This is a genomic window from Sphingomonas gellani, from assembly GCF_900110035.1.
In the GTDB taxonomy this organism is placed as follows: domain Bacteria; phylum Pseudomonadota; class Alphaproteobacteria; order Sphingomonadales; family Sphingomonadaceae; genus Sphingomonas; species Sphingomonas gellani.
Map to the genome: position 1 here is coordinate 297840 of NZ_FOCF01000003.1, position 11811 is coordinate 309650.

Consider the following 11811-nt stretch of genomic DNA (forward strand, 5'->3'; position numbering starts at 1 on the left):
GTTCGCTTGTCGAGCGACGCCATCAGCCACGCTGCCCTTGCGCGATCCGGCCGAACAGGGTCGCGCTGGGTTTGACGGAGCGGGCGAAGGTGGTGCGATCGACCGCGACCAGCCCGAATTTCGGCCCATAGCCGGACAGCCACTCGAAATTGTCGAGCAGCGACCAATGGATGTACCCGAGCACGGGAACGCCATCGCGAACCGCCGCCTGAACGGATGCGACGGCCGACGGGATGAAGCGCTGGCGAAGGGTATCGTCGGCGGCGTCGATCCCGTTTTCCGTGACAAGGACCGGCTTGCCTGTCGCCTCGTGTGCGTAGCGGACGACGTTGCCGATCGCGTCCGGATACCATGCCCCGCCGCCGGGCAGGCGCACGGCACCGGCGGGCGCCGGCACGTCCCGGTCGCGGCCCACCCATGCCCGGCCATAGGTCTGGACGCCGACGAAATCGTCCTTGTCCATCACCGCGAAGAAGGGGCCGTAGATCTCCTGCCGCTTGCGATCGATGCCGCTGTCGGCGCCGACAGGCACATTGTCGGGGATGGCCAGGCTCATGCCGATCGGCAGGTCGCCGCGCACCGCGCGGATCGCGGCGCGCGCGGCGACATGGGCGGCGGTCACGCCGGGAATCATGGGTTCGGGATCGCCGGCGTTGAGGAGCGAGTAACGGTCCGACCCACTCGCCCGGGCGGCGGCGGCGACGCAGGCGCGCATCTTGGCGATCGCGGCCGGCGGCATCGGAGTGGCGGACCATTTGCCGCCCAGGGCGAGATTGGGTTCGTTGAAGGTCAGCGCGTGGCTGATCCCGCCGGCCATCGCACGCGCCACCCTCTCGCAATAGCGCGCGAAAAGCTGTGGGGCGTCCGGCTGTTCCCACCCACCCGCCGCAGCGAACCAGCGCGGTGTGGTGAAGTGGTTGAAGGTGACGACCGGCGCCAGCCCCTGATCGCGGCAATGATCGACCATGGCGGCGTAGTGATCGAGATAGGCCTGACTGAACTGTCCCTTTGCCGGCTCGATCCGGGGCCACTCCACGGAAAACCGATAGCAGTTGAGGCCGAGGCGCCTGACGATCGCGATGTCCTCGCGCCAGCGATGGAGGCTGTCGCAGGCATCGCCGGATGGCTCCTTGAAGACGGTGGGCGTCACCTGTTCCAGCAGCCACATGTCGGCGGCGTAGTTGTTGCCTTCCACCTGATGGCCGGCCGTGGCGGCGCCCCAAAGAAAGGCTTCGCGGGACGGGACGGCGGAAGCAGGGCGTGGCAGCGCCAGCGCGGCGGTGCCGCCTGCCATCAGGCCCATCGCGCGTCGTCGGTCAACTCCGGCCATGTCAGTACCGCTCCCTGTCGGGGCGGTGCCCGGTTTCCACCCACTGGTGGAGTGTCCGCCACATCACCTGAGCCTGGCGCGGTGTGAAACCGCAATGCGCCCAGCCCTTCAGACCGGTGCCCGGTATCTCCTTCTGCTGCGATGGCGCCCACAGCAGCAGGAAGTTGCGATCGTTCCCGGCCGCCCTGACGCGGTCGCGCAGCAGTGTCGCCTGATCGGCGAAGACCAGTCCGTCATGAGGGTTGTGGATGCTGAGCAGCGGAACCGCGAAGTGCCCGGTCGATCGGTACCACGTGTCGGCGAAACGCATGGCCTGCGAGTCGGCCACCACTCGGTTGACGGCGCGGTCAAGCGAAGGCGATCCGGGATAGTGCTTGCCGTCATTGCCATAGACGACACCGCCGAAGCTGGCGCGCATGTCGTTCATGCCGACCATCGCGGTCATGATCGGGAACATGAAACTGGCGGGATCGGGATCGGCGTTGGCCGCGGTGGCGATGCGCCGGACCATCGCCGCTTCCGGCCCGTCAGGCCGCTTCTGCGCGGCGGCGAACAGCTTGGCGATCGGGCTGCTCATCCGCTTGATCTGCATGTAGAGCCAGGCCGGGCGGGCGAAGCCCAATCCGGTCGGCGGCGTCGGCGACAGGGCGTCGCGGGCCAGGTCGTGCTCGCCCGGCAGGGCATAGTCGGTGCCGCGCGTTTGCGCGTCATAGACCGCGCGCAGGTCGACCAGGTGGCCGATCTCCGCTCCCCAGTCGCCGGTGACGCCGCACGCCGTCATCGCGCCGACAAAGGCGTGGGGATGTTTTTCGATCAGCGCCATGACGATGTTACCGCCCATCGACCCGCCGCCGACGTAGAAGCGCCGTGTTCCCAGCCGTTGCAGCCACCGGCGCAGGCGCAGCGTGTTGGCGACCCCGCTTTTCACCGCCATCGCCGGCTTGTCGAACGCGCTTTGACCGATCACGAATCCATCGCGATACGCCGCGGAGAGGAAGCCGCCGGACGGATCCCTGGCGGCTGGATCGGCGGGCACCGACACTGGCGATCCGGGTATCGAATAGCCGTTTGCGAACAGCGCCGCGTCACCGTTCCAGCGCGCGGGCACCGCTATGCCGAAGGCGCGGCCGGCCAGCTTGCCGGCAACGCTCATGCCCCCGTCTGCCCGGCCGTTCGCGTCGAGATCGGTTGCGCCCGCCATGGCCATCCGGGCGACCAGAGCCTGTTGTTCGCCTGACAGCGCGCGGCGTTCCGGCCGTTCGCCACAACCCACCACGGCCAGAACGCCGATCAGGAGCCATGCGCGCCGCATCAGAACCGATACCTCAGTTCGAGCCCATATTGCGCCGGTTCGCCGTAGATCGAGTTGCTGAACCCGGAATTGTTGTAACCGGTATTGGCCGTGATGCGATATTCCTTGTCCAGGACGTTGGTGCCGTAGATCGCCAGATCGAGGGGCGCGCCGCGCACATCCTTCCACTCCAGTCTGAGATTGAGCAGCCCGTATGGAGCGATCGAGTCGAACGGCTGCGGGTCGGCGGCGACGAGTTGACGCGACTGCCAGCTGTATGTCGCGCGAAGGCCCAGATCGCCCTCACGTTCGGGGATCGGCAGTCCGACGCGCCCGTCCAGGCTGAACTTGTGCTTGGCGACGAAGGTGAAGGGCGTGCCGACCAGGTTGCGGGCCGGCTGCGCGGGCGTGTTGAGCGCGGCCGGGATCGCCGGGATCGGGATGGTGGTGTAATCGGTGTATTTGGCGTCGTTGAACGAATAGGTGCCGCTGACCGTCAGCCATTTGGACGGCTGTATGACCCCTTCGAACTCCGCGCCGACCACGCGTGCCTTTTGGGCATTGGCCAGAATGTCGGATCCGGCGATCGCCGCGCGCTGGATCACCTGTATGTTGTTGAACCAGGTGTAGAAAGCGGCAGCGTTGGTCCGGACCTTGACCCCGCCGACGTCCCAGTCGCGCTTGATCCCGATCTCCGCGTCCGTGACCCGTTCCGGCTTCACCGCCGCGAGCGGATAGTCGTTGCCCAGGAACAGGGTCACGATGGGGTTGTTCGCACCCGATTTATAGCCGCGCCGCGATACGGCATAGACGAGGGTGGTGGGGTCGGCCTGCCAGTCCAGCCCAAGCTGCCAGGTCGGGCCATCGCTTTTCCCCGCGAAGCTCGGCTTCGTACAGTTGGGGTAATAGCGTGAGGGCAGAGCGCCCGCCGCGACGGCTAGGAAGGCATCGTACACGCACAGATTGGCGTTCAGGGCGATCGCCTGCGCCGCCTGCAAAGGCTTGATCAGTCCCAGTGCGGCAAGCCGGTTGAAGACCTGGTAACTCGCCGCATCCTGGTAGGAGCTGATGTCGCCGCCAAAGGAATCCCAGGACCAGCGGAAGCCGGCCGTCGCGGTCAGTGTCGGGACGATCTTGTACTGGGCCTGCGCGTACAAGGCCTTGCTGCGCCCGCGCACCGACGCATCGGGTTGGACGCTGATGGCGGGGAGCAACGGGCCGTCGATACCGAGCAACGGCTGGATCCGAGCAGGGATGACGATCGGCCCACCGCCGAGGATGCCGCCGGCCTGGAGCGGATTGCGGGTCACGAACGTCAGCGGTTGCGGGCTCTTCTGATCCAGATAGAAGCCGCCGCCCTGCAGCCGGAAGGTGCCATCGTCGTAGCGGAGCTGCAGCTCCTCGGTCACGGTACGCAGATTGTCGTTGTAGCTGCCCGGAAAGGCGCCGAGCAGATCGGCGATCGGCAGCACCGTGGAATCGCGATCGGTTGCCGCGTTGGATCGCGTGCGGGCGTAGCTGACGATGTTCTTGATCGTCAGGGTGTCGGTGGGGCGCCATTCCGTGTTGTTGAGGACCAGCAGGCTTTTCGCCTTCTCGAAGGTCGGCGTGCTGAGCGCGATCTTGCGCACGCCCCACGCCTGTTGCTGCGCAAGCAGAGGCTGGAGCAGGGCGGCGTAGGTGCTCCCCGGTCGGACGGCCAGCAGGACGCTGCCGCCGCCATGTTCGTCCACGTCGATGTAGTTGAGCGCGGTGTAGCTGCTGATCGTATCCGTGGGATTGAACTGGACACCGAGACGCAGCGAATATGCGTTGCGGTTCAGATAGTCGCGCCCGGTGACGGCATCGCGGACATAGCCGTCGCGCTTGTCGAACTGGCCGGCGACGCGGACCGCCAGCACGTCGTCGATCAGCGGGATGTTGATCGCGCCTTCCCCGCTCCGTCGGCGCAGATTGCCGAGCGTCCCCTGCACATAGCCCTCGACCATGTTCATCTTCGGCCGGGCAGGTTCCAGCAGCACGGCACCCCCGGTCGAATTGCGGCCGAACAGCGTGCCCTGCGGCCCCTTCAGCACCTGGAGCGAGGCGAGGTCGAAGAAGTTGCCCGGCCCGCTTGCCGAGGACGGAACCTCGGCGAAATAGCCGACGACCCCCGGGCCGCTGCCGGTGCCGGCCCCGCCGCCACCGCCCAGCCCCCGAATGGTGTAGGTTTGTTGGTTCCGCCGCACGTCGCCCAGCACGGTCAGCGAAGGTGTGAAGTTCTGGAGATCGGTTGCGGTGCTGATCCCTTTTTCCCGGATCATCTCCTGCGTGAAGGCGGTGAGCGAGACCGGCACGCGCTGCGCCCGTTCCTCCGTGCGACGTGCCGTCACCACGATGTCACCGATGGCGGCGCTATCGTCCGAAGCGGATGGGTCGGATGGGGTCTGTTGTGCCGCGGGGGCGCCGGGCAACTGCGTCGTGGTGACGGACCGCATGGCGGTAACCGGGAACGGGTGCGCGCCGCCACGCGTGATCGCGATCGCACCGCTCGCGTCACGGTGCATCACCAGCCCGGACCCGATCAGAATGGCGTTGAGGGCATCCAGATCCTGCAGACGGCCCGCCACTCCCCCGGTCTTGACGCCGACCAGATCCTCGCTGCGGTACATGATCTGCCGCCGGGATTGCCGCGCCCAGGCGTCGAGAGCGGATTTCATGGCGCCGGGCGCGATCGCATAGATCCGCATCGCGACGGGCGGCTGACTTCCGACCGGCTGGGCCGCCACGGGCGCGGTGGCCAAAGCAGCCATTGCCGCGCCGACGAGAAGCAGCGTTCTGTCACTCATATGATCCTCCCCCCAGAGTTCGCCGGGACGCCGCCATCTTGTGCGGTCATCCTTTCCCCTCAGACGATCAGGATCGAAAAACCCGTAACGCCGATCAGGATTCGACCCTGATGGTGTCGCTGCTGGTGCGGACCTGAAGCCCGAAGGCACCGCGCAGCAGCCGCGCGAACGCCTCGACGTTGGTCGCCTGGAACGATCCTCCGATGCGCAGCCGCGCGGCACGTTCATCGGCGATGGTCAGCTTTTGCCGGTTGTAGCGGTTGAACTCCGTCGCGGCGTCGGCCAGCGTCGTGCGATCGAAGGTCAGCATGCCGGTGCGCCAACTCAGCGCTTCCTCGACCACCATGGGCGATCGGTCGACGACCAGCAGCGAAGCCCCGCGCGCCACCGCGACGTCGCCGGCGGTGACGATGGCGGCCGTGCCCGTCTCCGGTCCCGCGCCCTCCACGCGCACACGCCCCTCCACCACCGACACGCGCACCGCATCGCCATCGCGTCTGACGGAGAACCGCGTGCCGAGAACGGTGATCCGGCGGTCACCGGCGCGGATGACGAACGGATGGCGCGCATCATGTGCGACTTCGAAATACGCCTCGCCCTGGTCCAGCCAGACGGTACGGCTCATGCGATCGACCGCCGTGCGCAGCGCACTGTCGGTGTTGACGACCAGCCGGCTGCCATCCGCCAGAACGACATGACGTTGCATGCCGATGGCGGTCGCGATTCGCACCGGCGTGAGCGCCGCTCGCTGGGTGAACAGCGAGACGGTGATGGAGATGGAGGCGACGACCAGCAGGCAAGCGGCCAGACCCGACCAGTATCGGCGGAGCGGCACGAAGCTAGGTGGCGAGCGATCCCCGCCCCGGCGGGAGCCAAGTCGGTCCGCCTGCTGCCAGCCATGCTCCAGCCGCCAGTAAGCGGCCTTGTTCGCCGCATCGGACGCGAGCCAGCGGGCAAGCTCGGCATCGTCGGCGTCCGACCAACCGGGCTGCTCTCGGCGCACAAGCCAGGTTGCCGCGGTCTGTTCCAGGTCGGTGGCGGTGCTCATGCCTCGCCTCCTTCGCTTCGACGCATCAGGGGCGCGCGGACGATGCGGCCCTTCCCGCCGAGCATGTAGTTCGCCATCGCGCGCAGCCCCAGAGTCAGCTGGCGTTCCACGGTATGCCGGCCGACACCCAGGCGTGCCGCCGTCTCGCGGATGTCCAGCCCTTCCACCTTGCGGAGGCGGACGACCTCGCGGCAACGCGGCGGCAGCTGTTCCAACCCTTCCATTGCCCGGCGCAGCTCGTCGCGAGCGGTGAGTGCCCGCTCGAACGCGTCCGTGTCCGGCTGCCACGAACTCTCGATATCGGCCACCTGTTCGAAGGAGACGATCTTCGCCCTGCGCGCCCGATCGATCAACACGTTGCGGGCGACCGTGAACAGATAGGCACGCGCGGACTGGGCGCGCGCCGCCATGCCGCCTGCGATCAGCCGCGCATACACATCCTGCCGGATATCGGCGATTTCCGCGCGGTCGCGGCAACTGCGCGCTATGTAGCGCTCCAGTTCCCGCTCATAGGGCAGGATATCGCGAACGAACCAGCGTCGCAGATGATCGTCGTCCTCCATTGCCCTTCCAGACGAATGAGATACGCCTTTCCGTAACGCGTTCGTGGCCGATCTGCCGACTGACGGCTAGCGTCGCGTGCACGCCTTCTGCGCCGTGAGGATACGGGAGCGTGGCTGACGGATGGTGGTTGCGGCAGAGCGAGCAGAGCCGCTTGCAATAGTCGTCGGCTGTAACTCCATGTTTCGACAGCTTGCCGATCCCGTACATCTTGGACGCAGCGGCGTCAGCGCGACCATGGAGTTGTTCGCGGACACGGGGGGCGGGGAGGGCCGGGCTTGGCCCTGCCATTTCAACCGGATGACCCTTGCAGCTTTGGGCGGTAAGACAGAATTACCAAAAGGTCATGACAGCGGTACTAATCTTGGGCGCGGCGGCAAGGCCTCCTTTCTGAACCAAGATGCGTAGCTTGTGTTGATGCACCTGGAATGGCCGCAGCACCAGCAATCCGCTGGTCGGTCGACGTCGGAGGGCACCATGGACCTCAGCATGCTTCCGGTGACCCGGGGATCGTCGGCGCGCTCACAGGCCTGATCGCCTCAACACGTGCCGAGATGGGCCCAGGTAAGGTGGAAACCTAGCTGCCTCAAATAGGTATGCCCCGCACCATTTCATAAAAGATCATCAAGGAGAGAACGATGTACAAGCAGATCATTGCCGCCGTGCTGGCTGTGAGTGCGACCACGGGCGCGCTGGCGCAGGCCCATGCCGGGTCGCACAATCCCGCGGTCAAGGACCCGACCGTCCGTACGACCGCGGCGGCTGCCAAGGGGCGCAACTCGTTCACCGAGAGCCAGGCCCGTGGCCGCATCGCCAAGGACGGCTACAGCGGCGTCAGCAAGCTCACCAAGAACGCAAACGGCGTCTGGCAGGGCACCGCCATGAAGGGTGGTGCGAAGGTGAACGTCTCGCTCGACTACAAGGGCAACGTGACCACCCACTGATCTTGTCCATGCGGAGAACGACCATGTCGCAGACCATCACACGCTTGTTCGACGATTACACCGACGCCACCACCGCGGTCAGCGGTCTCGAGGCGCTTGGCATCAGCCATAGCGATATCAGCATCGTCGCCAACAACGCCCATGGCCAGCACGCCGTCGGCGACCATGAAGGCGTCAACGACCATGGCGACGTCAGCCGTGGCACATCGACCGGGGCAGTACTCGGGGGTGCAGGTGGACTGCTTGCCGGCCTCGGCCTGCTCGCCATTCCGGGACTTGGTCCAATCGTCGCGGCCGGCTGGCTCGCAGCCACTGCCGCCGGGGCGGGGATCGGCGCCGCGGGCGGTGCGGCGACCGGTAGCCTCGTCGGTGCGCTCAAGAACAGTGGGCATACCGACGACGATGCCAACGTTTATTCCGAAGGCGTGCGCCGCGGCGGTACGCTGGTGAGCGCCAAGGTGCCGGACGCGCAGGTCGCCGAGGCCGAGGCGGTGCTGGACCGTAACCGGTCGGTCGACGTCGCCGCGCGCGGTGCGGCATACCGGCAGTCCGGATGGACCAGCTTCGACGCCGACGCGCCCGCCTACACGAGTGACGAGATCAATCGCGAGCGGGCCACATACGCTCGGACCCCGGTGGCCGACCGCTACTGAGGCAAGGTGCCGGGGAGCCTGGACAGGCTCTCCGGCACTCGGGTTCGAACACGAAGACGAGACGCCAGGGACGAGTTTACGGACGCGCCGACCGTCTCGATTAAACGGTGTTGCTCGTACCGACGCACTAACGCCGCCTCTTGATCAGAGCCGTCCCTTCATCGCGGCAATCTGCGAATGAGCTGCATCAGAGTCTTATCGAGAGCCGACAGGAAGCGGGAACGGTCCTCCTTGCCGAACGGCGGCGGTCCGCCGATGCGGTCGCCACCCGCGCGCAAGTCGCTCATGATCGCGCGTACCGCCACCGCGTTGCCGATCGAGCTGGTGGTAAACGGCTTTCCGTTCGGCGCGATGACAGCCGCGCCCGCCTTGAGGCATCGGTCGGCGAGCAGGATGTCCGCCGTGACCACGACCGCGGCTCCATCCGCGTGTTCGGCGATCCAGTCGTCGGCAGCGTCGAAGCCATCGCCGACCACGACGCGTGTGACCAGCGGGTGCTGCGGCACGCGCAAGGGTGAGTTGCTCACCACTGTCACCCGCACCTCAAGCCTGTAGGCCACACGGTAGATCTCCTCCTTCACCGGACAGGCGTCGGCGTCGACGAGGATTCTGGGTCGTTGCTGCACATCAGGCCTCTGCCATGACTCCTTATTCGGCGCCAACTCGACGTGGTATGCGCGGGCAATGCGCTGCCGGAATGCGACGTACAGGCCGGTACGGGCCCACGGAGTTGTCAAACCAGCGTGGCGTCGACATCTGCCATGAAAACGGTGCGCCGCGGGTGGGGCAAGGTCGGTCTGCGATTAGCGGGGTGACATACGCCGTCAACGAGTGGCCGGATGCGCGCTTCACGGCACCGGCAGTGTGTCCTGCGGGCTCCCGATGCCGCGATCCCGGCCCCAGATCACCGCGGCGCTTCGGCGGTTCACCCCGATCTTGGCGTAGAGCCGCGCGACATGGTTGCGCACGGTGTTTCGGGATAGTCCCAGCCGTTCCGCGATGGCGGCGTCGTCCAGGTCGGTGCAGATCAGTTCCAGGATTTCGCGCTCCCGCGCACTCAGATCGGCGGCAGGTGCCGACGACGCCCCTCTGCGCACGGTGGCGAGCCGATCCATGATCGAGCGGCTGAGCCAGCTTGCGTCCTGCAACGTGGCGTCGATCGCCTGGATCAGGTCCAGCTCGCCGCGACGGCGTTCGGTGATGTCCTGAAACAGCCATAGCGTGCAGGGCGCGCCGTGCAGGTCGATCCGTTCCGCCGACAAGAGGCAGTCGATCGGCTTCCCATCCGCCGTCATCAGCTGCGCGTCCAGGCCGCGCATGCTTCCCGTCGTCGCGATCTCCTGTGAGGCGACACGACCGCGCTCCGCATCGGCCCACAGCGCCAGCTGGTCCATGGTGCGCCCGACCGCGTCCGCACGTCCGCTAAGCTCTGCGAATGCGGCGTTCACCCGTGTGATCCGGCCATCCGTGTCGGCCGTGACCGCGATCGCGATCGGCGCCATGTCCAGCAGCGTCGCCAGGTGCCGCTCGCCGGCCGCGAGCGCGTCCTGGGCTTGGCGCCTGGGCTCAAGGTCGGCAAAGGTGAGCAGCAACGCATCCTCGTCGGTCACATCGATCGGCTGGCCGGCGAACAGGACCAGCCGCCGCGCGCCATCCGCGGTCAACAGTTCCGCCTCCATCTGCGGCCCGACCTCGCCCGCCTCGATCCGATGACGCACATCGGCCGGAGCCTTCATCCCCTGCAACAGATCGAGCGCGAACAGCGTCCGCCCGGTGAGTTGCTCCTCCCGGAACCCGGTCAGGTCGAGGAAGCCCGGATTGGCCCGTGCAACACGCTGGTCGCTCAGCCGGATCACCAATGCGGGCGCGGGATTGGCCCTGAACATCGCGTCGAACCGCGCCTCCGCATCGAAGCGTGCGGACACGTCGCTCATGACAAGGGCGAGGAAGTCGGGCTCTCCACCATCCTCGTCCATGGTCACGTCGCGAACCTGGTGTACCCAGCGGGTCTCATCCTCCCCTGCCGGCGCGACCTTCACGATCAGGTCGGGATAGCCCTCGCCGGCCAGCAGGCGGAACAGCGGATAGTCGCGGTGCTTGAGCGGCCGATCGTTGCCGTCGCGCAGCGAGAAGCGGTCGGCATAATCCTCCGCGGTCGCGCCCAGGCCGGCTACCGATCCGACGCCGTGCATGCGCAGCGCGGCGGCGTTCGCGGTCAGGATCACGCCGGTCGGGTCCATCACGATCACGCCGTCCAGCAGCTGCGCCATCAGCTGTTCCAGGTGACGGAAAGTGGGATGCGGGACACTGCCCTGCTCGGAACCAGGCACGGGCCTACAAGCCGCCAGGCGCCATCCGGTTCCACGGCGATGTACCAAAGGCGTTGGTATGCACGTACCATTCGGCGTTCGTAGGTCACGGTAGCCCTTATGAACCATCGCCGCCCGCACCTCGTTCTTGCAGCACATCAACGGGTGAAGGAAACCTCCATGGGCATCATCATTCTGCTTGTCGTCGGCGGGCTGATCGGTTGGGTCGCAAGCCTCATCATGCGGACGGACGCGCAGCAGGGCCTGTTCCTGAATATCGTCGTGGGCATCGTTGGCGCGCTGCTCGCCGGTTTCATCGTCACTCCCCTGATCGGCGGCGTTCCGATCACCAGCGGAGAGATCAGCATCCCGTCGATCGCGGTGTCTCTGCTCGGCGCGATCGTACTGCTCGCGATCGTCAACATGATGCGTCGCGGCACCGTCCGCTGAGGCGCTGACGCCGAAACACGCGGTCGGGCCGGAGGAGCTTCGGGCTCCTCCGGCCTTGTCGATTTCCGAAAAGGGGCGGAGGGTCGAGCATGAAGAAGGAGAGCGAAGCGGACTATTTCGCCCGGCGGGAGCGGGCGGCGCGCGATCTGGCCGCCAAGGCCGCCGATCCGGCCGTTGCACGTGTTCATCAGGAGCTGGCCGACAACTATGCCGCCGCGGCAAGCAACGCGGCGGATTGCGCGGCTGGCGTCGGGCGAGGCGCGGCGGATGATCGGCCCTCGACATAGGGCGATCAAATCGGCACCCCGTGGGACCGGGTGAGCCGATAGGTCTTTGGGTTCGCCGGTGACGTGGCGGCTGTGGAACAGCGTGCCCGTTGTGGACGATAGGGTTTGCG

The 11811-nt window shown here is 66.8% G+C and carries 11 protein-coding genes; 4 read left to right on the forward strand and 7 right to left on the reverse strand.

From position 1 onward, the window contains the following. Window positions 1–22: 22 nt before the first annotated feature. From BMX37_RS08300 to BMX37_RS08320, 5 genes are all read right to left on the reverse strand, one after another. Entirely contained in the window at window positions 23–1330 is a 1308-nt protein-coding gene (locus BMX37_RS08300; RefSeq protein WP_093665257.1) for a family 1 glycosylhydrolase, read from the reverse strand. A 1-nt stretch (window position 1331) separates the two neighbouring features. Beyond that, window positions 1332–2642 (reverse strand): hypothetical protein, encoded by a 1311-nt coding sequence (locus BMX37_RS08305; protein WP_093665258.1) that lies wholly within the window; start codon window positions 2640–2642, stop codon window positions 1332–1334. Further along, entirely contained in the window at window positions 2642–5449 is a 2808-nt protein-coding gene (locus BMX37_RS08310; protein WP_244501460.1) for a TonB-dependent receptor, read from the reverse strand. Before BMX37_RS08310 ends, BMX37_RS08305 begins: the two co-directional genes overlap by 1 nt. A gap of 94 nt (window positions 5450–5543) precedes the next feature. After that, the gene (locus BMX37_RS08315) at window positions 5544–6497 is read right to left on the reverse strand and encodes a FecR family protein (protein WP_093665259.1); all 954 of its coding nucleotides are present in this window, start codon (window positions 6495–6497) and stop codon (window positions 5544–5546) included. Continuing rightward, complete coding sequence (locus BMX37_RS08320; RefSeq protein WP_170841895.1) at window positions 6494–7060, reverse strand: RNA polymerase sigma factor; 567 nt, start codon at window positions 7058–7060, stop codon at window positions 6494–6496. Before BMX37_RS08320 ends, BMX37_RS08315 begins: the two co-directional genes overlap by 4 nt. A 636-nt stretch (window positions 7061–7696) precedes the next feature. Between BMX37_RS08320 and BMX37_RS08325 the strand changes: the two genes are divergently transcribed. Both BMX37_RS08325 and BMX37_RS08330 read left to right on the forward strand, forming a co-directional pair. Next, window positions 7697–8002, forward strand: a complete 306-nt coding sequence (locus BMX37_RS08325; RefSeq protein WP_093665260.1) for a hypothetical protein — start codon at window positions 7697–7699, stop codon at window positions 8000–8002. Window positions 8003–8025: 23 nt separating this feature from the next. Beyond that, complete coding sequence (locus BMX37_RS08330; RefSeq protein ID WP_093665261.1) at window positions 8026–8655, forward strand: hypothetical protein; 630 nt, start codon at window positions 8026–8028, stop codon at window positions 8653–8655. Between the two features lie 158 nt (window positions 8656–8813). Here BMX37_RS08330 and BMX37_RS08335 read toward each other — a convergent pair whose 3' ends face one another. Together BMX37_RS08335 and BMX37_RS08340 are read right to left on the reverse strand one after the other, a co-directional pair. After that, a complete protein-coding gene (locus BMX37_RS08335; RefSeq protein ID WP_093665262.1) occupies window positions 8814–9281 on the reverse strand; it encodes a YaiI/YqxD family protein in 468 nt (155 codons plus the stop codon). A 222-nt stretch (window positions 9282–9503) separates the two neighbouring features. Then, window positions 9504–11123: a PAS domain S-box protein gene (locus tag BMX37_RS08340; RefSeq protein WP_093665263.1), complete on the reverse strand. Its 1620-nt coding sequence runs from the start codon at window positions 11121–11123 to the stop codon at window positions 9504–9506. 21 nt (window positions 11124–11144) lie between these two features. Between BMX37_RS08340 and BMX37_RS08345 the strand changes: the two genes are divergently transcribed. After that, a complete protein-coding gene (locus BMX37_RS08345) occupies window positions 11145–11414 on the forward strand; it encodes a GlsB/YeaQ/YmgE family stress response membrane protein (protein ID WP_093665264.1) in 270 nt (89 codons plus the stop codon). An 89-nt stretch (window positions 11415–11503) separates the two neighbouring features. Beyond that, window positions 11504–11701 (forward strand): hypothetical protein, encoded by a 198-nt coding sequence (locus BMX37_RS08350; RefSeq protein WP_093665265.1) that lies wholly within the window; start codon window positions 11504–11506, stop codon window positions 11699–11701. The last annotated feature ends 110 nt before the right edge of the window (window positions 11702–11811 follow it).